This window comes from Labrys miyagiensis (genome assembly GCF_030160835.1).
Classification (GTDB): Bacteria; Pseudomonadota; Alphaproteobacteria; order Rhizobiales; family Labraceae; genus Labrys; species Labrys miyagiensis.
In genome coordinates this window covers 179,707-204,676 of record NZ_BSPC01000005.1, presented here as the reverse complement: position 1 = coordinate 204,676, position 24,970 = coordinate 179,707, and the positions used below count along the sequence as shown (strand labels likewise).

Genomic DNA, 24,970 nt, shown 5'->3' with positions numbered 1-24,970 from the left:
CCCTAAAGTTGTACAGGATGAAAGGCATGGTCCTTTCACATTCGCCGCATCGGCCAATGAAGGCCCGCCAGGCGGCTCACATTCAAATTCCGGGCTGAAAGGCCCCGCGTCCAGTGTCGGACGCAGAACGGCAGCGCCGCCGATCGATCCCGTTTGCCGTATTGGCACAGCCCGAGGGCTGGGGATCGATCGGCGGCTTTTTGTTTTCGCCATCAGCACGCGGAGCGGAACGATGAAGACGCGAGATTTCCTCAAGGCCGGGCATTGGCCCACCCTCCTGGCCGCCTTCTTTTATTTCGACATGAGCTTCATGGTCTGGATCCTGCTCGGACCCCTGGCCGTGCAGATCGCCAACGACCTCCAACTCGACCCGGCCCAGAAGGGCCTGATGGTGGCGCTGCCCGTGCTGGCCGGCGCCTTCCTGCGCGTGGTCAACGGCCTGCTGGTCGACCGGCTGCGCCCGCGTCTCACCGGCATCATAGCCCAGCTCGTGGTTATCGCCGGGCTTCTCGCCTTCTGGTATTTCGGCATCCATTCCTATAGCCAGGTGCTGGCGCTCGGCGTGATCCTCGGCGTTGCCGGTGCTTCCTTCGCCGTCGCCCTGCCGCTCGCCTCGCGCTGGTACCCGCCACGCTATCAGGGCGTGGCGCTGGGCATCGCCGGCGCCGGCAATTCAGGCACCGTGTTCGCTGCCTTGTTCGCGCCGGCGCTGGCCGCCGCCTTCGGCTGGAACAATGTCATCGGCCTCGCCGCCCTTCCGCTGATGCTGGCGCTCGCCGTCTATCTCGCCTGCGCCAAGGACAGCCCGAACCAGCCCGCCGCCAAATCCTTCGCCGAATACGCCCAGGTGCTGCGCCAGCCCGATGCCTGGTGGTTCATGTTCTATTATGCCGTGACCTTCGGCGGCTTTTCCGGCCTCGCCTCCTCGCTCGGCTTCTATTTCAACTCGCAATACGGCCTCGATCCGGTGACCGCGGGCTATTGCACGGCAGCCTGCGTGCTGGCGGGCTCCTTGGTGCGGCCAGTGGGCGGCGCCCTCTCCGATCGCTTCGGCGGCATCCGCATGCTGACCGGGCTCTACGCCGTGGCGGTCGTCGCTCTCATCCTGGCGAGCTTCGGCTTCGGCCCGCTCTGGCTCGGCCTCTCCATCCTGGTCGTCGCCATGCTGGCGCTCGGCATGGGCAATGGCGCGGTGTTCCAACTCGTGCCGCAGCGCTTTCACGCCGAGATCGGCGTGATGACTGGCCTTGTCGGCATGACCGGCGGTGTCGGCGGCTTCTACCTTGCTTCCAGCCTCGGCTTCTCCAAGCAGATCACCGGCAGCTACCAGGCCGGCTTCCTGATCTTCGCCACCCTCGCAGCCCTCGCTCTCGCCGCCCTCACCAGCGTGAAGCGCCGCTGGCGCACGACCTGGACGGCCGAGAACGGCATCGCCGCGGCCCGGATCTGACCTCACCAGCCACAGGAGCAAGATCATGACACCCCGAGAGATCGATCTGGTCCAGACCTCCTTCGCCAAGGTCATCCCGATCGCCGATACCGCAGCCGGCCTATTCTACGAACGCTTGTTCGAAATCGCGCCCGAGGTGCGGCCGATGTTCCCCGCCGATCTCGCCGAGCAGCGGCGCAAGCTTATGGCGGCCCTGGGCATGGTGGTCGGCGGGCTTCGAAAGCTCGACGCGATCCTGCCCGCCGTGAAGACCCTCGCCGTGCGGCATGTCGGCTATGGCGTGAGCGCCGCCCATTACGCGCCTGTCGGCGAAGCGCTGGTGTGGACGCTGCAGCAAGGTCTTGGTGAAGGCTTCAGTGCGGAGACGCGCGAGGCCTGGCTCTTGGCCTATCGCCTGCTGGCCGGCGCCATGATCGCCGAGGCCTATGGCAAGGAGACAGCTGCGTGAGCCGTCCCTCCTCCGCCAAGCCGGAAAGGCTGTTGATCATCGGTAACGGTATGGCCAGCGTGCGGTTATGCGAGGAGATCCTCGCCCATGCTGGCGGCCGCTTCGAGATCACCGTGGTCGGCGCCGAACCCCGGCCCGGTTACAACCGCGTGCTGCTCTCCGCCCTGCTCGCCGGCGATATCGGCGAGGCCGATGTGAAGCTGCGCGACGCCGCCTGGTACGCCGCCCGCGGCATCACCCTGATCACCGGCCGGCGTGTCACCGGGCTTGACCCGGCAGCCCGCATCGCCAGGCTCGATGACGACACGCTCCTTCCCTTCGATCGGGCGGTGCTGGCCACCGGCTCGACGCCGTTTCGCCTGCCCATCCCCGGCATCGACCTGCCCGGCGTCATGACGTTTCGTGATCTTGCCGACCTGCCCGCCTTGCAGCAGGCGGCTCGCCAGGGCAAGCCCGTCGCCGTGATCGGCGGCGGGCTGCTCGGCATCGAGGCGGCCTATGGCCTCGCCAAGGGCGGCGCCGAGGTCACGCTGGTGCATGTGATGGACCGGCTGATGGAGCGCCAGCTCGACCGACGCAGCGCCGCCTTCCTCAGGCGCGCCATCGAGAAGAAGGGCATCCGGGTGTTGCTGAACGCCCAGACCGCCGAGATCTCGGGCTCCGCCAAGGCCGAGGCACTCGCCTTCGCTGACGGCTCCCGCCTGCCGATCGATCTCGTCGTGGTGGCCGTCGGCGTGCGGCCCGTTGTCGATCTCGCCAAGGCCGCGGACCTGCCAGTCAAGCGCGGCATCCTCGTCGATGACCGCCTCACCACCGTGGTGCCCTTCATCCACGCCATCGGCGAATGCGCCGAGCACCGCGACATCGTCTATGGCCTGGTGCAGCCGGCCTATGAGCAGGCCCGGGTGCTGGCCCGCCATCTCGGCGGGGACGAGGCGGCCCGCTATGAAGGCACGGCGCTCTCCACCAATCTCAAAGTGTCGGGCATTCCCGTCTTTTCGACCGGGGATTTCCTCGGCGAGGGGGGCACCGACGAGATCATCCTGGAGGACCGCGGTGCAGGCCTTTGCAAGCGCTTGGTGGTCCAGGGCTCCCGCCTGGTCGGCGCCGCCCTGGTGGGCGAAGCGGACGACGCCATCTGGTACCGCGACCTCATCCAGGGCGGCGCCGACATCGCCCCTATTCGCGAGAGCCTGATCTTCGGCCGCGCCTTCTGCGAGACGGTCGTCCCCCAGCCATGCAAGGAGGCCGCCTGATGGGCAACGACTTCAGCGCCGACCAGAAGCGCTACCTGGAGGGCTTCGTCTCCGGCATGCAGGCCGTGCGTGGGGCCAAAACGGCACCCGCCTCGCCGGTACCGATGGGTCCAGACGCCGCGCATCTCGCCGCGCAGGACGCCACGGTGGCGGCCGGCAAGAAGCTGGTCGACCAGGAGAAGTGGAAGCGCGCCGAACACCCGTTCGACGCCTATCCCCGGCTCAAGGCGCAGGCAAGGGATAGAGCCTTCCCCAAGCCCGAGGACAATTTCCGCTGGCGCTATTTCGGCCTCTTCTATGTCGCCCCGGCCCAGTCCAGCTACATGGTGCGCCTGCGCATCCCCAATGGCATCCTCACGCACTGGCAATTCGCCGGCATGGCCGACGTGGCCGAGCGCATGGGCGGCGGCTATGCCCACGTCACCACCCGGGCCAACCTGCAGATCCGCGAGGTGATGCCCGAAAACGCCCCTGCCGTGGTCGAGGCCGTCCAGGACCTCGGCCTCTGCTCGCGCGGTTCGGGCGCCGACAATATCCGCAATGTCACCGGTTCGGCCACCGCCGGCATCGATCCGCAGGAGATCGCCGACACCAGGCCGCTCGCCCGTGAATGGCACTATCATATCCTGAACGATCGCTCGCTCTACGGCCTGCCGCGCAAGTTCAATGTCGCCTTCGACGGCGGCGGGCGCATCGCCACGCTGGAGGAGACCAACGATATCGGTTTCCAGGCGGTGCGGATCGGCGGGGAGACCTGGTACCGCCTGATCCTCGGCGGCATCACCGGCCACCGCGACCTCGCCCGGCCGACCGGTGTGTTTTGCCGGCCAGAGGAGTGCTGCGCCCTGGCGGATACCATCGTGCGCGTCTTCATCGACAAGGGCGACCGCACCAACCGTACCAAGGCGCGCATGAAATATGTGCTCGACGCCATCGGCTTCGAGGCCTATCTCGCCGCCGTCGAGGACAAGCTCGGCCGCAAGCTGGTCCGCCTGCCGGAAAAGGATATCGCCCCGCGCGCGCCCTTCGACCGCGCCGCCCATATCGGGGTGCATCCCCAGCGCCAGGAGGGGCTGAACTGGATCGGCGTGACGCTGCCCGTCGGCAAGATGGAGGCCACCCAGATGCGTGGTCTCGCCACCATCGCGCGCGATCTGGGCGATGGCGATATTCGTCTAACTATCTGGCAAAACTTGCTGATATCTGGTGTGCCAGATGCCAGGATTGAGGTTGCCAAGGCGGCGATCGAGGCGCTCGACCTCGACTGGAAGGCGACCTCGCTGCGCGCCGGGCTGGTCGCCTGCACCGGCGCCACCGGCTGCAAATTTGCCGCCGCCCACACCAAGGAGCACGCCCTGGAGATCGCCGAGCATGTCGATGCCCGCCTGGCGCTCGACGTGCCCGTCAATGTGCACCTCACCGGCTGCCACCATTCCTGCGCCCAGCATTACATCGGCGATATCGGCCTGATCGGCGCCAAGGTCACGATCAATGACGAGGGCGACCAGGTGGAAGGCTATAGCATCGTGGTGGGCGGCGGCTTCGGAGACCAGGCCCGTATCGGCCGCGAGCTCTGGCACGAGGTCAGGGCGGAGGATTGCCGCGGCAAGGTCGAGGGCCTGCTGCGCGGCTACATGAGCCATCGGCAGGGGCCGGAAGAGAGCTTCCAGGCCTTCACCAGCCGGCACGAGCTGGAGGACCTCAAGGCTCTGGCCGAGAAGACGGAGCTCGTCAGCGCATGAACATGCTCGCCATCCCGCCGCAGCGCTCGCTCATTCCCGAGAACGCGCCCTTCAGCCCCGAGCAACGCGCCTGGCTCGACGGCTTCTTCGGCGCCATCCTGGCCGCCGAGGGTGGGGTGACGCCGGCCGACCTCACGCCCGCGGTGCCAACGGCCCCAGACAAGCCCACCGTCGTCCTCGCCGACAATGACGAGGCGCCCTGGCACGATCCGAGCATGGCTCTCGACGAGCGCATGGGCCTTGCCAAGGAACGCCCCCTCGCGCCCCGCCTGATGGCGGCCATGGCCCAGCAGGATTGTGGCCAGTGCGGCTACAACTGCGCCGACTATGCCAATGCGCTCTTCCTGAAGAAGGAGGAGCGGCTGACCCTGTGCGCGCCGGGCGGCAAGGAAACCGCCCGCATGCTCAAGCAGCTGGCCGTCGAGATCGGGGAGGATTCGGCAGCGCCACAAACTGCCGAGAAGACCGCCGTCCATGCCGCGGAGTCGAGTCATCCCGTGCCCGCGAGCGAGGCTGGTCGTTCACGAGACAATCCGGCTCCGGCGCGGTTTCTGTTGAGAAGACGCCTGAATGGCGCGAAATCGGCCAAGACGACCTGGCATATCGAGTTCGACCTGAGCGAAAGCGGGATCGATTATATCGCAGGCGATAGTTTTGGTGTCTTCCCCAGGAATACAGCCGGCCTCGCCGACCAGATCATTGCGGTCCTCGGAGCGCGCCCGGAGACCCTGATCGGCGACAAGAGCTTTCGCGATGTGCTGATCGAGGATGTCTCGCTCGGCATGCCGCCCGACAGCCTGTTCCAGCTCTTCTCCTATCTCAGCGTCGGCGAGCCGCGCCGCAAGGCTCGCGCTCTGGCCAATGGCGAGGATCCGGATGGCGATGCGGCCACGCTCGACATCCTCGCCGCGCTCTACAAGTTTCCAAGCGCCCGGCCCGGCGCGGAAGCCTTTGTCGAGGCGCTCGAGCCGCTGCAGCCGCGGCTCTATTCGATCTCTTCCTCGCACAGGGCCAATCCCGGCCGCATTTCGCTTACCGTCGATGGCGTGCGCTACCGCATCGGTTCGCGCGAACGGGTCGGCGTCGCCTCGACCTTCCTTGGCGAGCGTATCGCCCAAGGGGAGGCGCTCAAGGTCTATGTCCAGAAGGCGCATGGCTTCCGCCTGCCGGAAAATTCGGACACGCCGGTGATCATGGTCGGCCCCGGCACCGGCGTCGCCCCTTTCCGGGCCTTCCTGCAGGAGCGGGCCGCCATCGGCGCCAAGGGACGCAACTGGCTGTTCTTCGGCCACCAGCATCGCGATCACGACTTCTTCTACGAGGACGAGTTCGCCGCCATGCGCGACAGCGGCCTGCTGACACGCCTCTCCCTCGCCTGGTCGCGCGATGCCGAGGGCAAGTTCTATGTCCAGGACCGCATGCGCGAGGTCGGCATGGATCTCTGGCAATGGCTCGCCCAGGGCGCGCATTTCTACGTCTGCGGCGACGCCAAGCGCATGGCCCGCGACGTCGAACGCGCGCTGGTCGACATCGTGGCCCAATGGGGCGCGCGGTCGACGGAGGAGGCGGCGAGCTTCGTGAACGGCCTGAAGAGGGCCGGGCGCTATCAGGCGGATGTGTATTGAGGGAGCGGGACATGGCTGCACCGGAGCTCCACCCTTTCGCCGCGGACCTGACTCCGAACGGGAAAGATGCGGACGAGGACGTCCGCGGTCCCAGCCACCGCGCTCTTCGAGCAGACGGCGCATGCGCAGTGGAATCCCGGACATGCCTCTATCCGTTGTTGCCTTCGCAACCGCGGCAGGAGGCGCGCAGTGGCTGGGACCGCGGACGTCCTCGTCCGCATCTTCCTTTAGATAGCCAACGCCCTTTCTGGTCTGGCAAACCGCGTCGCACCGCACCCCTTACGTCGTCGCTTTGCAATGCCGCGCTCACAACTGGTGCGCGCGACTTGCTCGCTTCGTGGAGAAGGTTCTCGGGCCTGCCGTTCAGGAGTGTCTCGTCATGAACATCAACGCGCCCGCTCCAGGCCTCCTGGCCACGACGCCCCTCCCCACCCCCACCAAGACCACCTGCGCCTATTGCGGCGTCGGCTGCGGCGTGATCGCTACGCCAGACGGCCTCGGCGGTGCAGCGATTGCGGGGGACCCGGCTCACCCTGCCAATCTCGGGCGGCTTTGCGTCAAGGGGGCGGCGCTGGGCGAGACGCTCGGCACCGGCCACCGCATCCTCCACCCCGCCATCCACGGCGTGCGCACCACCTGGAACCGGGCGCTCGATGCCGTGGCCAAGGGCATCCGCGACACCGTCGACATGCATGGCCCGGACGCCGTGGCCTTCTACCTCTCCGGCCAGCTTCTGACCGAGGACTATTACGTCGCCAACAAGCTGATGAAGGGCTTCATCGGCTCGTCCAATGTCGACACCAATTCGCGCCTGTGCATGGCCTCGACGGTGGCCGGGCATCGCCGCGCCTTCGGGGCCGACATCGTGCCCAACTGCTACGAGGATCTGGACGAGGCCGATCTCGTCATCCTCACCGGTTCCAACACCGCCTGGTGTCATCCGGTGCTCTGGCAGCGCATCGAGCAGGCGAAGGCAAGGCGCGGCACGCGCATCGTCACCATCGACCCCCGCCGCACCGTGACAGCCGACAGCGCGGACCTGCATCTGCCCATCGCCCCGGGGATGGACAGCGTGCTCTTCGCCCGGCTCTTGGTCGAAATTGCCGAGCGAAACGAACTGGATAGTAACTATATCGCGCGCAATACGATCGGCTTCGATGCAGCGCTCGCCAACGCTCAAGAAATCGCGCCTAGCCGGGCTGAAGCCGCTGCCCGCTGCGGCGTAAACGAAATCGATCTCGCCACCTTCATCGAGTGGTGGCTGGCGACGCCCCGCACCGTCACCTGCTTCAGCCAGGGGGTCAATCAGTCGGCTCAGGGCACCGACAAGGTCAATGCCATCCTCAACGTCCATCTCGCCAGCGGGCGCATCGGCAAGCCGGGCGCCGGCCCCTTCTCGCTCACCGGCCAGCCCAATGCCATGGGCGGGCGCGAGGTCGGCGGGCTTGCCAACCAGCTCGCGGCCCATATGGGTTTCTCGGCCGAGGATATCGATCGCGTCGGCCGCTTCTGGCAGGCGCCGCGCATGGCGCGGGGCGAGGGCAAGAAGGCGGTGGCGATGTTCGAGGCCATCGAGCGCGGCGAGATCAAGGCGCTCTGGGTGCTCTGCACCAACCCGGCCGCCAGCCTGCCGCGGGCCGATGCCATCAGAGCCGCCCTGCGCAAGCTCGACTTCCTCGCCGTGTCCGAAATCAACGCCCATGCCGACAGCCTGATCGAGGCCGCCACGGTGGTGCTGCCTGCGGCCGCCTGGGGCGAGAAGGACGGCACAGTGACCAATTCAGAGCGCTGCATCTCGCGCCAGCGTCCCTTCCTGTCCTTACCGGGCGAGGCGAAACCGGACTGGTGGCAGATCTGCGAAGTGGCGAAGCGTCTCGGCCATGGCGTGGCGTTCGACTACGCCTCGCCGGCGACCATCTTCCGCGAGCACGCCGCCCTCTCCGCCTTCGAGAATGAAGGCGAACGCCTGTTCGACATCGGCGCGCTCGCCGACCTCGCGGACGAAGCCTATGACGCGCTGGAGCCGGTGCAATGGCCGCTGCCGAGAGGTGCCACGGCGGGCACGAAGCGCCTGTATGCCGAGGGCGGCTTTACCCATGCCGACGGCAAGGCGCATTTCGTCGTTCTCGCCCCGCCCGTGCTGAAGGCGGAGCGCAGCGCCGACTATCCCCTGCTGCTCAACACCGGCCGGGTGCGCGACCAGTGGCACACCATGACGCGCACCGGGCTCAGCCCGCGCCTCGCCCAGCACCGCAACGCGCCCTTCGTCGAGGTGCATCCCGAGGATGCCGCCCGTTACGGCCTCACCGACGGCGATTTTGCCGCGGTGAGCAGCCCACATGGGCAAGTGGAGCTGCGCGTCGTCGTCACCGACGCACAGCAGCGTGGCAGTCTGTTCGCGCCGATCCACTGGACCGACGCCACCGCGGCGCGCGCTCGCGTCGGCTCGCTCATCCACGCCCTCACGGATCCTGTCTCCGGCCAACCCGATTCCAAGGCGGTGCCGGTGGCGATCCGGCCCTGGACGATGAGGGCGCAAGGCTTCATCGTCTCGCGCCGCCGCCTGCCCATGCCGGCCTGGCTCAACCATGCCCGCATGACGGTTGATGAAGGCGAGGTGGTGAGTTTCGCCAGCCCGAGGGCGCCCGATGCCCTGCATGACCTCCTGTCCAACTGGCTGAACCTGTGGACCAGCCCACTCAACCAGCGCAACCCCGCCTCAGGCCTCTACCGGTCCGCCTCGCTGGTGCGGAACCGCCTGGAAATCCTGCTTTCCACCAGTCCGGAGCCGGATGAGACGGGTCTCGCCTGGGCCACCGAGCTGCTGGCGAAGGAGAGCATCGACGCTGCAACCCGCCGCTTCATCCTGGCCGGCCGGCCGCCTTCCGCCGCCGGCAGCACGGGTCGCCAGGTCTGCGCCTGCTTCGGTGTGCGGAGTGGAGCCATCGAGGAAGCGGCGCGGGCGGGCGCCGACAGCGTCGAGGCCATCGGCAAGGTGCTCAAGGCCGGCACCAATTGCGGCTCCTGCCAACCGGAGATCCGCAAGCTGCTGGAGGGGATGAGGATGGGGGTATAGGGCGCAAGGTGACGCGACCTGAGCCTCCCCCACGAAGCTGGGGGTATCGGGCACACTTTGTGTGCGCTGGGCATTGCGAAGCAATGACGGAGGGGGTGTGGCCCTACAGGCGGTCGACCAACAGAACAAGGCTTCGGCTCTTAAAAGAGCTTGAGCCCTCTTTGCCCGGACTAAGCCCGTAGGGCCACACCCCCTCCGAGCCGACTTCGTCGGCCCACCTCCCCCAGCTTCGTGGGGGAGGCTTTGGTCGCGCCCCTATGAAGCCCTATCGCCCGCCATGCTCCAGCGTCTGCTCGGCCTTCAGATTGTCGAGATCGCGGCCGATCGTGGCAACGGCCACCAGCCGGCCCCCCTCCTGGAAGCGTATGGCGGCGTCTTCCTTCTTCACCGAGCCTGCGACCTTGTGCGGATCGCTGCCCTTGGCGTGGCCGGTATAGCTGATCATCTTGTCGTAGTGGCTCGACCAGAAATAGGGTGGGTCATGGAAGGGTCCATCCTCCCCCATGATCAGCCGAGCCAGATACTGGCCCTGGCGCTCGGCATGCACCCAGTGCTCGACCCGGATCGGCTTGCCCGAGACCGGATCGGGATAGCGGGCGATGTCGCCGGCGGCGTAGACGCCGTCCGCGGAGGTTCTGAGGTGGTCGTCGGTCACCACTCCGTTGTCGACCTTCAGTCCCGCCGCCTCGGCGAGCTCCGTGCGCGGTTTGACGCCGACCCCCAGCACGACGAAATCGATATCCGCGAGCTTGCCCTTGTCCAGGTGGAGCGTGCCACCTGAAAAGCCCGTGACCTCGCGGCCGAGATGGAAGACGACGCCTTTCTTCTCATGTACCTTCTGCACCCAGGCGCCGATCTCCGCGCCCATCACCTTTTCGAGCGGCACTGGTTCCGGCGCCACCACATGCACGTCGAGCCCGCGCTGCTTCAGCGAGGCCGCGACCTCGAGGCCGATGAAGCTGGCGCCGATGATGGCCACGCGTTTTGCCTTCGCGGCAGCCGCGATGATCGCCTCGGCATCATCGAGGCTGCGCAGCGTGTGGACATCAGCCCCTTCCAGCCCCTCGATCGCAGGGCGCTGCGGCTCCGCGCCGGTGGCGAGGACCAGGATGTCGTAAGCGAGCGTGACGCCATCGGCGAGCACCACTGTCCGCGACTTCGGATCGAAACCCGCCACTTCCGTCTTGAGCCGCAGGTCGATGTTTGCGTCCTTGTAGAAGGCCTCGTCGCGCAGTGGCATCCAATTCTTGGGTGCCTGGCCGGCGAGGTAGTCCTTGGAGCAGTTCGGCCGGTCATAGGGCGGATCAGCATCCGCGCTGAGGAGCGTAACCTCACCCTCGAAGCCCTCGCGGCGCAGCAATTCCGCCGTGGCGAACCCGGCCGCGCCACCGCCGACGATCACCACGCGCTTGGCCTGTTGCCGGGGATGTCCCGCCGAGGCGACGGCCTCCTTTTCCTGCCGGACAAAGGCCTTGCCGCCCTTCTCCTCCACCAGCCAGCAGGCCACCGGGTCGATGGCCGGCGCTGCCAGTGCCTCACCTGTCCTGAGATCGAAGCAGGCGTGATGCCAGGGACAATGCACCTTGCCCTCGGCCAGCAGCCCTTCGGCGAGAGGTCCATGATAGTGGCTGCATTCGGCGCCGATGGCATAGAGCGCACCGTCGCTGCGGGCCAGCAGTACAGGCTTGTCGCCGACATGGCCGAGCAGCATGGCGCCTTCCTTGATGTCGCTCGCCAAAACGCCACGCGTAAAGTCCGGCCCCGCCGGTTTCTCGTCCTTACTCATGATGGCCTCCCTGAAGTTTGGGAGAGAACGCATGAAGAGGGGCTTTGATCCCGGATGATGGTCCCAATGCCGAGGCCTTGCGTCGGCTGGGCGAGATGAGGCTGTGAAAAATGGGGTGAGCCGCTTGCGCCCCCTCGCCCCGCTCTTGCGGGGAGAGGATAGAGGTGAGGGGCAGCGCGACGTCGGCAGTATGAAGTTTACGAACTGGAACTGGAATCAACAGCAAGCCCGACATACGAGCGCCAGCTCGGCCGTTCGCGTTCTTCTCTCGGTGCTACTCACAGAAGCCTGCGCCGCCCCTCACCTCCATCCTCTCCCCGTAAGAACGGGGCGAGGGGACTTCGAAGGCGCACCTCTTCTCACAAGCCTCATCTCGCCCAACCGCGCCTCATTCTCCTCGCGCGATCCAGCCGGCCGTCTTTTCGGCAATCATCAAGGTCGGCGAATTGGTGTTGCCGCTGGTGATCGCGGGCATCACGCCGGCATCGACCACGCGCAGGCCCGCTACACCCCGCACGCGCAGATGCGGATCGACCACCGCCAGGGCGTCATCGGCCCTTCCCATCCTCGTGGTGCCGACCGGATGGAAGATGGTGCTGGCGATGTCGCCGGCCAGCCTCGTCAGCTCCTCGTCGCTCTGGAACGCGGCGCCCGGCTTCCACTCCACCGGCCGGTAACGGGCGAGCGCCGGCTGGCCGACGATGGCGCGCACCTGACGCAAGCTGTCGGCGGCGACCTTGCGGTCTTCCTCCGTGCTCAGATAGTTCGGTGCGATCGCCGGAGCGTCCCCGGCCTGGTTCGAGCGGATGCGCACGCTGCCGCGGCTGGTAGGGTTGAGGTTGCAGACGCTGGCAGTGAAGGCCGGAAAGGCATGCAAGGGCTCGCCGAACGCCTCCAGGCTCAGCGGCTGCACGTGATATTCGAGATTGGGGTGGCTGAGGCCGGGATCTGAACGCGTGAAGGCGCCGAGCTGGGAGGGCGCCATGCTCATCGGCCCGCTGCGCCGGAGCAGATATTCGAGGCCGATGCGCGCCTTGCCGACGACGTTGCCCGCCAGGGTGTTGAGCGTGCGCGCGCCGTCGATCTTGAACACGGCGCGGATCTGCAGATGGTCCTGAAGGTTTTCGCCGACACCCGGCAGCTCATGAACGACATCGATGCCGTTTGCCGTCAGGAGCGGCGCCGGGCCGACGCCGGAGAGCTGCAGGATCTGCGGCGAGCCGATGGCTCCGGCGCAGAGGATCACCTCGCGCCGCGCCATCACCTCGATCGCTTCTCCATCCCGGAGCAGCCGCAAGCCGTTGCAGCGCGGCCGACCGTCCTCCCCGCTGACAAAAAGCAGACGCTCGACCTGAGCCTGCGTCCACACGTTCAGATTGGTGCGCTCGCGGATGGGACGCAGGAAGGCCTTGGAGGTGCTCCAGCGCCAGCCCGAGCGCTGGTTCACCTCGAAATAGCCGACGCCCTCATTGTCGCCGGTGTTGAAATCGGCCGAGCGCGGCACGCCGGCCTGCACCGCCGCCTCGGCGAAGGATTCCAAGATGTCCCATTTCAGGCGCTGCTTCTCGATGCGCCATTCGCCGCCATGGCCATGCAAGTCCGAGAAGCGGCTGTTGTCGCCGGTCGGCGGGTCGGCGCCATCGTCGAGGCGGTAGTGGTCCTCATGCGCCTTGAAGTCGGGCAGGCAATTGGCCCAGCTCCAGGCATCTTCGCCGGTTTCGGCGGCCCAGCCGTCATAGTCGCGGGCCTGGCCGCGCATATAGATCATGCCGTTGATGGAGGAGCAGCCGCCCAGCGTCTTGCCGCGCGGGTAGCGCAGGCGGCGCCCGTTCAGCCCGGGCTCGGCCTCGGTCTGATAGAGCCAGTCGGTGCGCGGATTGCCGATGCAATAGAGATAGCCGACCGGAATGTGAATCCAGGGATAGGTATCGCGAGGGCCGGCTTCTAGCAGCAGCACGCGCCTGGCGGGATTGCCGCTGAGGCGGTTGGCAAGGAGACAGCCAGCCGTGCCGGCGCCGACGATGATGAAATCGAAAGGCTCCCTCTCACCCGACCCGTCACGCGGCATTGCTTCCACCCTTGCACGCCGGACGGGCCTTGCTACACCGCCCGTCCGCTTTCGAACGCCGCACCGGTTCTATCGCGTTTTCCGCACGAAAGAGAAGGCGCGACCGCCGGGTGCATCGGAACTTGGCCGGCTGATACGCGCCAGATGTGGGGCGGCGGTCACCGACCGCCACTCCGAACGCGTTACATCGTGTGCATGGGGTGATGGCTATTATCGTAATAGCCACGGCCATAGCGCATGAGCAGATGGTCGAGAGCTTCGATCGAATGCTCGATCTCATCGATCGCTTCGATCGTCATGTCGGTCCAATCGGTGCCCAGGCGCTCCTTGACGCAGAAACGGCCATCCTTGAGGGCGTCGAGCCTTTCATGCAGCCTTTCCCGCTCGCTGAAGCACCAGCTGGTCAGGTCCGTCATCTCGGTCATGGACATCTCCCACAGCTTTGTCTTGCTTTATTGCTTATTTGGGCGGAGCAGCATCCGCCAATGGTACGAAGGGTGGAGAAACTGCGACTCTCATTCGGCGGATCTGAGGCGCGAGGGCCCTGAAATGTGTGCTGGATGAGTGCCTGCGCCGCTTTGTCGCAAGGTCGTTATCCACAAGCGAAGCGTTGATGTCACACACCGACAATCACCGTGGCTTTCCAGTTCACAATGGTTTACAATCTGTTACATATCGTGATGTGTCGATGCGCCATCCAACCGATCGTTCCCTGCGAGGCAGGCTATGTCGCTTCATTCCTATCAGTGGCCCACCAATCCGAACTACCCAGCCAAGCATGCGGTGCGGGACTGCGCCTATAATCTGGCTTGGCACAAGTTTCAGGAGTCCCATCGCGTGACCGATGCGAGCCAGCGCAAGGCCTATGAAGCCGCGCTGAAGGACATCGTCTCGCATCTGTGCGACCATGGTGATCTCGATACCATCATGCTGTCGCACCGCGCCTATTCGCAGCTCCTGAAGCGCACGAGGTCGTAAGCGGATCGGACAGAAGAGGCTGGTTACCTGGCCGAGAAGGCCGGGTTTTTTGTCGTGGGCGCGCGTTATCCCTTGATGAAAGTGCTGCGGATTTCGGTGAGACAGCGCTCCGTCGTTCACGCATAATTGTTGGACAAATGACGCCGTTCCGGGCTGATATGGCGCCGCACGAATTGCGGATGCCTGTCCATGTCCTCCGTCACGCCTGATCTCCTGCGCCTCTACAGCCATAGCGACGCCCTCGCCCTCGCCGACCTCGTGAAGAAAGGCGAGATCTCGCCTGCCGAGCTGGTAGACATCGCCATCGCCGCCATCGAGACGCTCGATCCTCGCCTCAATGCCGTGGTGATCCGGCATTTCGAGATGGCCCGCGCCATGGCCGCGGAAATGAAACCCGACGGACCTTTCGCCGGCGTTCCCTTTCTCCTCAAGAATATCGGCTCCCACTGGAAGGGCACGCGGCTCACCGGCAGCATCGGTTTTCGCGAGGATTTCGTCTGCGATACTGATTCCGAGATGGCCCGCCGCATGCGGGCCGCCGGCCTCATTCCGCTGGGGCGCTCCAACGTGCCGGAGAATGGCTGGTGCATCGCCACCGAGCCCAGGCTCTACGGTCTCACGCTCAACCCCTGGAACGAGGCGGTCACACCCGGCGGCTCCAGCGGCGGATCGGCTGCGGCAGTCGCCGCGCGCATGGTGCCGCTGGCCGAAGCCAGCGACGGCGGCGGTTCGATCCGCGTGCCCGCCTCCTGCTGCGGTCTTGTCGGCCTGAAACCCTCGCGCGGGCGCATCACCTATGGGCCGCCCGAGGCCGACATCTGGTTCGGCAGCGTCTATTTCTTCGCGGTCACCCGCACAGTCCGCGACAGCGCGGCCTTCCTCGATGCCACCGCCGGTACTTTGCCGGGCGATCCCTACATCCCGCCGACGCCGGACACATCCTGGCTTGCCGGTCTCGCCGACAGGCCACGCTTGCTCAGCATCGGCTATACGCTCACCCCGCCCTGGGGACCGGCCTTTGCGCCGGAGGTCGTTGCGGCATTGAAGGATACCGTGGCGCTGCTCGAAGCCTTCGGCCACAATCTCGAGGAACACGCCTTCACGACCGACCTGGAAAAGGCCTGGATCGACTATAATCAGGTCAATTCGGTGGAGATCGCGCGCGATCTGGACGCGCAAGCCGACTGGGCAGGACGGGCCCTGCGTCAGGATGACATCGTGGCTTTCAACTGGGCCCAGTACCAGCGCGGCCACTCGCAATCGGCGACAACCTTCAGCGCTGCCGTCGATGGCATCCGCCGGGCGAACCGCGCCATCGCGACCGAGCTTGCGCCCTTCGACGCCTTCCTGACGCCGACGCTGACGCAATTGCCGCGGCCGGTCGGCTACTGGGACATGAACGAGCCGGACTTCGACGCCTATATCGCCCGCTGGACCGACGCCGCCTTCATGTTCGCTTTCAATATCTCGGGCCTACCGGCGATCTCGCTGCCCGCGGCCTGGACCGATGACGACGTGCCGGTAGGCGTGCAACTTGTCGGCCGCTATGGCGACGAAGCCACGCTCCTGCGCCTGGCTGCCCATATCGAGGAGGCCCGTCCCTGGATCCAGCGCAGGCCGAAACACTGCGTGGAATGAGGTGAGGCCCCGCCGGCTACCGCGACGAAAACCGGGAGGGCCTCACCCGCAGGGGTCCGTTGTCGGGACGGACCCCTTACTTTGCTAAAGCGTTTTGCGATTTGCCGGAATCGGCAAGGATCGCAAAGACGCATCGAAACAGAGAGTTAGAGCAAAGCAGCGTTTACGCTTAAACGCGCTTTGCTCTAAGCCGATGCTGCGCTGGCAGTGCACTGCGGAACAGCGGCCGGAGACTTCAGATGCTGCTACCCTTCTCGATGGCTTCATGCAGGTCTTCATATTCCTCGCAGTCCGTGCCGCAGATCGTCTGGATGGTGTTGAGCTGTTCTTTGGCGAGATCGAGCCGGCCCTTGATCACATAGGCTTCACCCAGATATTCGCGGACTTGCGCATAGTGCGGATCGGCCTGGACGGACTTGAGATAATAGCCGATACCCTCGTCGGTGCGGCCGAGCTTGCGAGTGGCAAAGCCGCGATAGTTCAGCGCCTTGGCGGTGTTGGGATCGTGCAGGAGGTCGAGTACCCCGAGCGATTCGTCATAGCGGTCAGCCTTGGCGAGCACCCAGGCGTAGTTGGCCATGTCGTCGTCATCCATGGCGTCGGCCTTCATCTTGAGACAGGCCTTCTTCTTCGTGCTCCAGACCTGGCCCTTGGGGCAGGTGGTCATGTCGGTGATCGGCTTGCCCTTCATGGCGGCGCCATTGCCGCCACCGGCTCCACCGCCACCGCCCATGCCACCACCGCCCATGCCACCACCGCCACCTGAGCCCCCGCCCGAACCACCACCTCCAGAACCGCCACCTCCACCACCTCCACCGGAGGCGAAGACCGCACCGGCTGTGAGCATGAAGGCTGAGGCTAGGGCTGTGACGGCCACCTTGCGGACCGTCGAAGACATCAGGGACATGGTGTTTCTCCATTGGGTGAATGTGGGAAGAACACGTAGGGCAAGAAATTATTCGCGCGGTTGGTGTACTGGTTCTTGGACCGGGACGGAGACGGTGCCCATTGTGGTGACGCTGAGGTTCCCTGCCGACCTGGAGGTCGGCACACCGAACTCGCGCCACACTGGTGTGCCAATCTCCAGATCGGCAGGGGAACGGCACCCTCTCCGCCAAAGCTCCGATTCCGTGCCGGCCCGAAGACCGGCACACCAAATCTCCCGCACTTTCCTTGACTCTCCGGCTTATCGCTGTATAAGCCACCCCAGCGCGCGGCCCTCGGACCGCGTGCATTTTTTCGTGGCTGCTCCCGCAATGCTCGGAGGCGGCAGATATCAACGACCTGGAAAAGCCGGCCGTTCAGGATGTCCGCAAGGAGCCTCGAACAGAATGCCGGGTCCGAACGAGGATAAACATGTTCGCGGTCATCAAGACGGGCGGTAAGCAATACCGCGTCAATCAGAACGACGTTCTCCGTGTCGAGAAGCTCGACGCCAAGGTTGGAGAAGTCATCGTATTCCCGGAAATCCTGGCCGTTGGCGGTGACGCCGGCCTGACTTTCGGCACCCCCACGGTTGCTGGCGCTTCGGTTGCCGCCGAAGTGGTCGAGCATGACCGCGACGACAAGGTCATCGCTTTCAAGAAGCGCCGCCGCCAGAATTCCAAGCGCAAGCGCGGCCATCGCCAGCACCAGACCGTGGTACGGATCTCCGAGATCCTCACCGGCGGCGCCAAGCCCTCCAAGGCTGCTGCGAAGGCCGATGAAGCTCCCGTTGCTGTCGCCGCCCTTCCGGCTGGCGAACTCGATGTCTCGAACCTCTCGCTGATCTCGGGCATCGGTCCGACCATCGAAAAGAAGCTGCGGGCCGCCGGCATCGTCAGCTGGAACGAGATCGCCGCCTGGACCGACGAGGACGTCGCCAAGTGGGACGAGGAACTCGCTTTGCGAGGCCGCGCGACCCGCGAAGAGTGGGTCACCCAGGCCAAGGAGCTTCTGGCCGGCAAGCCGCCGCGCGCCAAGGCCGACCAGGCCGAGCTCGCTTCGGGCAAGGATCTGTAAATCCCGTTTCGGCCCGAAAGGGGCGTAACAGGCAGCATTTCGTTTCATGGGGTCGACACCCTGCCCGTTTTCGGGCATTGTCGGCCCGAATTGATGGATTTCACCGCCGCGTCACAGCACCGGCGTAGACAGAATTCGAGGAGTTATCGCCATGGCTCACAAAAAGGCAGGCGGTTCGTCGCGCAACGGTCGTGATTCGCGCGGCCAACGCTTGGGCGTCAAGAAGTTCGGTTCGGAAGAAGTGATTGCCGGCAACATCATCGTGCGCCAGCGCGGCACGAAGTGGCACCCCGGCGTGAATGTCGGCATGGGCAAAGATCATACCCTTTTCGCCCTTTGTGACGGCCGAGTCGACTTCCGCACGCGTGCCAACGGCCGAATTTACGTCAATGTCGCCGCCCCAGAGGCCGCGATGAAAGTAGCAGCAGAATAAACCCGGCGGGACATCAGCTCCGCCGGCTCCACTGGACCCGGCGGACCTGAAAATGCCCCAAATGGGACTCAGGTTGCAGCGGGGGCGGTGGAGAGATCCAATCGCCCCTTTTTCATGCCTGGAGCTGCCCCATGTCCCCTCTCGAAATTCTCCCGGCCGAGATCTTACCCACCATCGAGATCGAGACGGAGCGCCTGATCCTGCGTTCCCCGCGTTTTGCCGATGTGCCCGGGATGGCCGCCCTCGCCAATGATCCGGCCGTGGCCCTGATGACGGGCCGCCTGCCCTTCCCCTATGCCGAGAGCGACGCGCTGGACTTCGTGCATTTCCAGGCGGAAGCCCGCCAGGCCGGCAAGGAGCTGGCCTTCGCCATCGAATGCAAGGAGAGCGGCAATTTTCTCGGTTGCGTCGGTCTGCGTTTCCCCAAACGCGACAGCGCCGAAATCGGCTACTGGCTGGGACAGCGCCATTGGGGCCAGGGCCTGGCTACCGAGGCGGCGCGCGCATTGATCGACCACGGCTTCTCGACCCTCGGGATCGCCACGGTCACCGGCGAATGCCGCGTCATCAACGAGGCCTCACGCCGCGTGATGGAGAAATGCGGCCTGCGCTACGTCAATTCGGGCCTGCGCCACGCGCCGGCCCGCGGCGGCGCCCTGCCGATCGACCGCTTCAGCCTGACCCGAGCCGACTGGGCGAGCTTCAAGGCCTGGCGCCCGGCGATCGTGCGCGGCACGACGCCATCGAACGAATTGATGGCGTGACCCTGGGAGCGTGGAGCCGCTAAATCGGACAAAAAGATGCCGGTCTGGAGACCGGCACACCCTCACGTCACGCTCGCCAGCGCCTGGGCGATGCGCATATCACCCCAACTGTGGGGCGCGGTCGGGGGAGCGCTGCGGCTTTTCAAATCCGTGCCCTGGCCGTTGCTCAGCGAAACCTGCCCTCCGCGGGTCTTCACCGTCACCAGCCCATGCTCGACGAAGACGCCGAACACGCCATTGCTGGGCCCGGCGAAGAACTTGGTGCCGCGCGCCGCGATCAAGCCGAAGGGCGTGGTGACGTTGAGCGTGCCCGAGGGCTTGTCGTCGGGCCGGTCGAACAGGATGGCGCCGCGCTCGAGCACGAGCTCGCCGCCACGGTCGACCAGGAACTTGTCGATGCGCACCCGGGTACGCTCGCCCAGCGACAGGCGGGTCATCTCGCCGAGCTTGGCGCCGAGCCTCGCGCCGGCGCCCGTGGTGAGCATGTCGTCGATGAAGACGGAATCGCCGACCGAGAGGGTACGCTTCTCGCCCTTGAGCTGGCCGGTGCTCTGGCCCGTGACCTGGACGACCGAGCCCGCCTCGATGATCTGCATGGCGGCGGCGGCAAAGCCTGGCCGCGCGCCGGCAAGGGCCAACCCGATCAGCAGGGAACGGCGATGAATGAGCATGTTGACGCTTCCTTGTCGAAACCCGCCCGCTTCACGGGGAAGCAGGCGGAAACCCAGCGAGACAAAATCTTCTTCTGCAGGCGATATGGCAAGGATCGTGTCTGCGCCGTGACAGGAAACACGCGGCGATGATCTAGTAGCTCTGGTCGCACACGCGCTGGCGGCGGACGACATAGCGCCCGGAGTAGTCGTCATAGACCTTGACATTGCGATAGTAGCAATGCGGCCGGTATTGCTGATAGCGCGGCTGATTGTCCTGATTGTAGCCGCCACCATAGCCGTTGTCATACTGCGCCAGGGCCGGCAGGGGCGCCAGGGCGCCCAGTGCCACGGCGGCGGCAAACAACGCCGGACGGATTTTCAGGCTGGAAGTCGTCATCGTGATTCTCCTCGCTCGAACGCGGCACCGAGGCAAGGCCCGGCGCGCCGGGCCGGCCTTCGGAAAAATGACAGTTGAGACGGATAGTTGGAACGTTGACCTCGGTAAAACCCGAGCAACCCCGCCACATTGCCTGCCCACGGGAACTGGTGGGCAAGATGAGGCACAAGCATTTTGACGGGCGTATTCTAGCCGGTCTGTTTCCACCGAAACAGATCAACTTTAGGAGGAAGCCACGCTGCCTTCACACGCGCCGATATCATCGGACCGAGGCAGGATCCTCTGCCTTCTCGCGGGTCTTCCAGAGCGAGAAGACGATGCCGCCCGCGATGATGGCCACCGTCACGGCCAGGGCCAGGGCCGGATCCACCTTGCCGACGAGATGGCCCCAATAGATCTTGCCGCCGATGAAGACGAGCACGAGAGCGAGCGCATATTTCAGGTAGTGGAAGCGGTCGATCATGGCGGCGAGGGCGAAATAGAGGGCTCGGAGACCGAGGATCGCCATGATGTTGGCGGTGTAGACGATGAAGCTGTCCGTGGTGATGGCAAGGATCGCCGGCACCGAATCGACGGCGAAGATGATGTCGGCGACGTTGATGACGATCAGCGCCAGGAACAGGGGCGTGGCGTGGAGCAGCATGCGACCGCCGGCAGGTTCCGCTTGGCGCACCAGGAAGCCGTTGCCATGCAGCCCGTCGGTGACGCGCATCTGGCGGCGCAGGAGGCGCACCAGCCTGTTCTCCTTGAATTCGGAGCCTTCGTCCCTGGCCAGCAGCATGCGGATGCCGGTGAGGATGAGGAAGGCGGCGAAGAGATAGAGCACCCAGTCATAACTCTGCACGATGCTGGCACCGGCCAGGATCATGACGCCGCGCAGCACCACGGCAGCCAGGATGCCCCAGACGAGCGCGCGATACTGGAAGGCCGGCGGCACGGCGAAATAGCGGAAGATCAGCGCGATGACGAAGACATTGTCGATCGACAGCGATTTTTCGATGAAATAGCCGGTGAAATAGTCGAGCGCGGGGCTGGTGCCGTCGGGCCGCTCTCCCAGACCCCACCAGATCGCCCCGCCGAACAGCATGGCGATGGCGATATAGACGGCCGAGAGCCTGAAACTTTCAGCAACGCCGAGGACCTTGTCGTCGCGGTTGAGCACGCCGAGGTCGAAGGCGAGCAGCAACGCCACGAAGGCCAGAAAGCCGAGCCACATCCAGACGGGCTGGCCGGCAAAATCGGAAGACAGGAGATCGAACATCGGAACCGGACCCATATGCTTCGAGAGATCGAAGCCGGCTCCGACATCGCGGATGCCATCATCCACCAGAGGGGCCCGGTAACCGGCGCGTCTTGATCGCCGATTTCGGGCGCGGGGGTCAAGGGGCGGCGGATTAAGCTTTGGTTAGACTTCCCGGGATCGCAGGAAGCGACCACCCCGCCGGCGCACACCAAACGCAAAAAGGGCCGAAGCGCCAGGCTCCGGCCCCGAACGTCCAGAAGGCCGATCCGCTTACTGGGCGGCGGTGGCGATCTTCTTCTCGATCTCGCGCTTCAGGCGCACGGCCGTGGTCGACAGCTCGGAGCTGCTGGCCTTGATCAGCCAGGCATCGAGGCCGCCATTGTGCTCGACAGTGCGCAGGCCGGCGCTCGACACGCGCAGGCGTATGGAGCGGCCGAGCACGTCGGAAATCAGCGTGACATTGTGCAGGTTCGGCAGGAACTTGCGCTTGGTCTTCACGTTCGAATGGCTCACTTTGTGGCCAGACTGGACGCCCTTTGCAGTCAGCGAGCAACGGCGGGACATGGTACTATCCTTCTTGATCGGAACGGCGCCGCTCACGCGAGGCCTCAGGCAAATAGAAAACCGCCACCCGGGATGGGTGCCGGTCCTCGGCCAGAAATTGTGTGCGTTGCTATAGTCGGGCCCTTGCACGGCGTCAAGAGTATCCGCGAGAGGACTTGCCTTCTGCCGCGCTTGCCTGTATCAGGGCGGCGCGTCTCTACAGCCTACGCCGGACCATCGGCACCGGCCCGCCGGAAGACGCCATGGCGCCGCTTTAGCTCAGCCGGTAGAGCACATCATTCGTAATTAGCGGGTCCACCGCCGAAAGCGAAGTGTGAACAATGGCTTGGCAAGTGGTGCCAGGATTTAGTATGGGATTAGTAGGGCGTCTGCCCGAAATGTGCCGCTTTAGCTCAGCCGGTAGAGCACATCATTCGTAATGATGGGGTCGCGTGTTCGAGTCACGCAAGCGGCACCACTTTCTTCAAATTTTTCAATGGTTTAACGATTTCACCTGCCTGACCTTCCAGGCGGGGAAGTCGTTGGTCATCACCGGTCAGGTTTGCAACGGTGCAAAACCAAATCGATCAAACATCGAAGTTCGCGCTGGCACTTTAGCAGGTCGTCGAACGTGCTGCGCCGCTCAAAACCATTCAAAAGAAACTTGAAATGGATTCCTTGGCGCATCGCAGTCATTCCGCCGGCGATCTCGCCGGGCAGTGGCCGTCCACCAGTCTGGCGCTGGTGACCAGAATGTTCTTTATCCCGTTTCGCTGTCACTCCTTGCCTCGTGGCCATTTCGCAAGGGGCCCGTTCCGGGAACGCCTAGGGGCTCCCGAGCACCTTCATGGCGGCAGTCTTCGGGTCGCCGTAGAAGATCGGATCGACCTGTTCCATGATATCCGCGCTTACATCGAGAAAGTTTCGCTTGTTCTCGATCGGAATGAGCGCGCGGCGACCACCGTTATCCTTTGCGACTTGAAGCGGCTCTGTGAGGGATCGGAGGGGCTTGATGTTTCCTTGGACGCTCATATCGCCCAATACCAACAACCCAGGGCTGACTGGCGCTTTCCTAAGTGCTGAATAGGTCGCCACAAAGAAGGCGACCCCAATTTCGGCCTCAACTCGATTCCCAAGTAGGTCAATTACCTCGACGTGCACGTCCGAGGTATCCAACTCCCGCCCAATGCCGAACTCGGCCTTCTTCGCTTGGACATAGCTGAAGGCTCGCTGAACCGATTCCTTCATCGTTCCCGAAATGCCGCCCGCCATCTTCAGCTTCCCGGTTCCGCTCGAAACGGAAACTTCCAGGCGATACAGGCCAACCGTCCCATCGGATGTAACGCCCGCCGTATATACGGTTCCGGGTGACAGGGGATCCGTGGAGATTAGGTCACGCCCTCCTTGTTCCGGTACGCCGACGAACCGCTCCTCCCCAGTCTCCTGCAGCGTGTAGCTGAACGATGTCTGGTAATATTCGAAGGAGCCCATTTTCTTGAGCTGTTCCTTCACGCGCCGCCGACCTTCCAACGCCAGCTCAAGGATTTCCGCGAGCTCGTCCTGCGTCACCTGGCCGTGGGGGAACAGGATCTTCATCAAACCAGACACGGTTTTCCGAACCGCTTTGCGATCGCGGGCGTTGAGATGCGCGCCCATCGAGAAGTATCGGTCGATGATCTCTGTGAAATTGTGTTTGCGCATCTCGCGCAGCGCTTCGGCGAGATAGTCGACGACGAACCCGTAGTGGTCCGTGAACAGTTCATTCCGCATCTGCGGAATCTCCCATCCCGGGAGATAGAAGTGCAGGCGATCGATGAACGCCATGTCGTCGCGAATAGTGTCGGGCATCGGCGCAAAGAGGTGGCCGGTCTGAACCATGACGTCGATGGGCTGATTGGTATTGCCGAACATCGCGATGCTGGCATCCCCAGCGACGGCCTCCTGCCCCCGCTGGAACGTGCCTGACTCGCAGTAGGTCTTCATCGTCGTGATGACTTCCTTCGGCATCTTCTGGAGATCCGCGACCTCGTCGAAACCGACGACATCCCAGATCTGGACCATGCCCTTCTGGCGCCCGGACATGTGTCCGAATAGGTTAGCGACCGTGGTCCCTCCCGTCAGGAGAGCGGTGTAAGGCGAGACTTCCTGGACGACGTAGCTCTTGCCTGTGCCGCGTGGTCCGAGCTCGACGAGGTTGTAGTTCCGCTCTGCAAGGGGGATGAGCCGGACCAAGAAAAGCAACTTGAGCCGACGAGACATCTCGCCGGGCTCATACCCCATGCTCCGGACGATGAGGTCGAGCCATTCGCCGGTCGTGAACTGCTTGCGCACATTGCGGTATTCGTCGAGATTAAAGGTTGCAATCTGAATCGGAACCAGCTTGTCGATCCAGAACGGATTTTTGCCCTTCGACTCCTCGTCGGACTCGAAGCGCATGTCGACTTGCGCCCAAACACCGCCCATCAGCAGGCGCTCGTAATCGCGAACGTATTGGCTCGGGATGTGTAGAAATTTGTTGTTGAAATTGACTCCCTCGGCCCAGTAATCCGAATCCACCAAGCGGACCTTCACCTTGTCGATGAAGGAATATCTTCCGTTTTCCTTGACCTTGCTTTGCGCCTTCGCAGACTCATCGGGCCGAATGTAATTGTTTGCCAGCGTGTCGTTGACTACCTGCAATCCCATCTGAATCGCAATTTCATCTGACGAGGCGCAGTATTTTCCCAGCAGGAACTCAAGCACGAATACGGGGACGTTCGCTCCGACCTTGACCTTTCGGACGAGATCCTTGCGGACGGCCTTTCCGGCGAACAGCTGGTTCGCCTTGTTGTCGAGTGTGTCGCGGGTCGGCGGTGAACCATTGCTCATG

General features: G+C 64.5%; 21 protein-coding genes and 2 tRNA genes. 13 read left to right on the top strand and 10 right to left on the bottom strand.

The features are described from left to right. Positions 1–232 precede the first annotated feature (232 nt). From QQL24_RS01685 to QQL24_RS01660, 6 genes are all read left to right on the top strand, one after another. On the top strand, positions 233–1,450 hold the full coding sequence (locus tag QQL24_RS01685; protein WP_284310142.1) for a nitrate/nitrite transporter: 1,218 nt from the start codon (positions 233–235) through the stop codon (positions 1,448–1,450). 25 nt (positions 1,451–1,475) lie between these two features. Next, complete coding sequence (locus QQL24_RS01680) at positions 1,476–1,898, top strand: globin family protein (RefSeq protein ID WP_284310141.1); 423 nt, start codon at positions 1,476–1,478, stop codon at positions 1,896–1,898. Continuing rightward, positions 1,895–3,154, top strand: coding sequence for an NAD(P)/FAD-dependent oxidoreductase (locus QQL24_RS01675; protein WP_284310140.1), 1,260 nt, complete (start codon positions 1,895–1,897; stop codon positions 3,152–3,154). Before QQL24_RS01680 ends, QQL24_RS01675 begins: the two co-directional genes overlap by 4 nt. Further along, entirely contained in the window at positions 3,154–4,896 is a 1,743-nt protein-coding gene (locus tag QQL24_RS01670; RefSeq protein ID WP_284310139.1) for a NirA family protein, read from the top strand. The genes QQL24_RS01675 and QQL24_RS01670 overlap by 1 nt, the downstream gene beginning before the upstream one ends. Further along, on the top strand, positions 4,893–6,521 hold the full coding sequence (locus QQL24_RS01665; RefSeq protein ID WP_284310138.1) for a sulfite reductase subunit alpha: 1,629 nt from the start codon (positions 4,893–4,895) through the stop codon (positions 6,519–6,521). The genes QQL24_RS01670 and QQL24_RS01665 overlap by 4 nt, the downstream gene beginning before the upstream one ends. A 379-nt stretch (positions 6,522–6,900) precedes the next feature. After that, on the top strand, positions 6,901–9,597 hold the full coding sequence (locus tag QQL24_RS01660; RefSeq protein ID WP_284310137.1) for a nitrate reductase: 2,697 nt from the start codon (positions 6,901–6,903) through the stop codon (positions 9,595–9,597). Positions 9,598–9,862: 265 nt separating this feature from the next. On the opposite strand, the gene QQL24_RS01655 is transcribed toward QQL24_RS01660, so the two are convergent. The 3 genes from QQL24_RS01655 to QQL24_RS01645 form a co-directional block, all read right to left on the bottom strand. Beyond that, on the bottom strand, positions 9,863–11,383 hold the full coding sequence (locus tag QQL24_RS01655; RefSeq protein ID WP_284310136.1) for an FAD-dependent oxidoreductase: 1,521 nt from the start codon (positions 11,381–11,383) through the stop codon (positions 9,863–9,865). A gap of 388 nt (positions 11,384–11,771) precedes the next feature. Then, on the bottom strand, positions 11,772–13,451 hold the full coding sequence (locus tag QQL24_RS01650) for a GMC family oxidoreductase (protein WP_284310135.1): 1,680 nt from the start codon (positions 13,449–13,451) through the stop codon (positions 11,772–11,774). Positions 13,452–13,633: 182 nt separating this feature from the next. Then, on the bottom strand, positions 13,634–13,876 hold the full coding sequence (locus QQL24_RS01645; protein WP_284310134.1) for a hypothetical protein: 243 nt from the start codon (positions 13,874–13,876) through the stop codon (positions 13,634–13,636). Positions 13,877–14,177: 301 nt separating this feature from the next. Between QQL24_RS01645 and QQL24_RS01640 the strand changes: the two genes are divergently transcribed. Together QQL24_RS01640 and QQL24_RS01635 are read left to right on the top strand one after the other, a co-directional pair. Further along, entirely contained in the window at positions 14,178–14,429 is a 252-nt protein-coding gene (locus tag QQL24_RS01640; RefSeq protein ID WP_284310133.1) for a hypothetical protein, read from the top strand. Between the two features lie 189 nt (positions 14,430–14,618). After that, a complete protein-coding gene (locus tag QQL24_RS01635; RefSeq protein WP_284310132.1) occupies positions 14,619–16,067 on the top strand; it encodes an amidase in 1,449 nt (482 codons plus the stop codon). A gap of 235 nt (positions 16,068–16,302) precedes the next feature. Here QQL24_RS01635 and QQL24_RS01630 read toward each other — a convergent pair whose 3' ends face one another. Next, positions 16,303–16,974, bottom strand: coding sequence for a tetratricopeptide repeat protein (locus QQL24_RS01630; RefSeq protein ID WP_431310623.1), 672 nt, complete (start codon positions 16,972–16,974; stop codon positions 16,303–16,305). Between the two features lie 449 nt (positions 16,975–17,423). Between QQL24_RS01630 and rplU the strand changes: the two genes are divergently transcribed. The 3 genes from rplU to QQL24_RS01615 all read left to right on the top strand — a co-directional run bounded on the left by rplU (position 17,424) and on the right by QQL24_RS01615 (position 19,265). Then, positions 17,424–18,068: a 50S ribosomal protein L21 gene (gene rplU, locus QQL24_RS01625; RefSeq protein WP_284310131.1), complete on the top strand. Its 645-nt coding sequence runs from the start codon at positions 17,424–17,426 to the stop codon at positions 18,066–18,068. A 151-nt stretch (positions 18,069–18,219) separates the two neighbouring features. After that, a complete protein-coding gene (gene rpmA / locus QQL24_RS01620) occupies positions 18,220–18,501 on the top strand; it encodes a 50S ribosomal protein L27 (protein ID WP_284310130.1) in 282 nt (93 codons plus the stop codon). Positions 18,502–18,632: 131 nt separating this feature from the next. Then, positions 18,633–19,265, top strand: a complete 633-nt coding sequence (locus QQL24_RS01615) for a GNAT family N-acetyltransferase (RefSeq protein WP_284310129.1) — start codon at positions 18,633–18,635, stop codon at positions 19,263–19,265. A gap of 62 nt (positions 19,266–19,327) precedes the next feature. Here QQL24_RS01615 and QQL24_RS01610 read toward each other — a convergent pair whose 3' ends face one another. From QQL24_RS01610 to rpmB, 4 genes are all read right to left on the bottom strand, one after another. Next, positions 19,328–19,936 carry a FecR family protein gene (locus QQL24_RS01610; protein WP_284310128.1) on the bottom strand — a complete coding sequence of 203 codons (609 nt, stop codon included), beginning with the start codon at positions 19,934–19,936 and terminating at the stop codon, positions 19,328–19,330. Between the two features lie 133 nt (positions 19,937–20,069). Continuing rightward, the gene (locus tag QQL24_RS01605) at positions 20,070–20,315 is read right to left on the bottom strand and encodes a hypothetical protein (protein ID WP_284310127.1); all 246 of its coding nucleotides are present in this window, start codon (positions 20,313–20,315) and stop codon (positions 20,070–20,072) included. A 259-nt stretch (positions 20,316–20,574) separates the two neighbouring features. Further along, complete coding sequence (locus QQL24_RS01600; protein WP_284310605.1) at positions 20,575–21,576, bottom strand: TerC family protein; 1,002 nt, start codon at positions 21,574–21,576, stop codon at positions 20,575–20,577. Positions 21,577–21,828: 252 nt separating this feature from the next. After that, positions 21,829–22,122, bottom strand: a complete 294-nt coding sequence (gene rpmB / locus QQL24_RS01595; protein ID WP_284310126.1) for a 50S ribosomal protein L28 — start codon at positions 22,120–22,122, stop codon at positions 21,829–21,831. Positions 22,123–22,369: 247 nt separating this feature from the next. On the opposite strand from rpmB, the gene QQL24_RS01590 reads away from it, so the two are divergent. Continuing rightward, a tRNA-OTHER gene (locus QQL24_RS01590) sits at positions 22,370–22,463 on the top strand. 40 nt (positions 22,464–22,503) lie between these two features. Beyond that, positions 22,504–22,579, top strand: a tRNA-Thr gene (locus QQL24_RS01585). A gap of 71 nt (positions 22,580–22,650) precedes the next feature. Here QQL24_RS01585 and QQL24_RS01580 read toward each other — a convergent pair. Continuing rightward, the gene (locus QQL24_RS01580) at positions 22,651–22,881 is read right to left on the bottom strand and encodes a hypothetical protein (RefSeq protein WP_284310125.1); all 231 of its coding nucleotides are present in this window, start codon (positions 22,879–22,881) and stop codon (positions 22,651–22,653) included. A gap of 45 nt (positions 22,882–22,926) precedes the next feature. After that, a complete protein-coding gene (gene brxL / locus QQL24_RS01575) occupies positions 22,927–24,969 on the bottom strand; it encodes a protease Lon-related BREX system protein BrxL (protein WP_284310124.1) in 2,043 nt (680 codons plus the stop codon). Position 24,970: the final 1 nt, after the last annotated feature.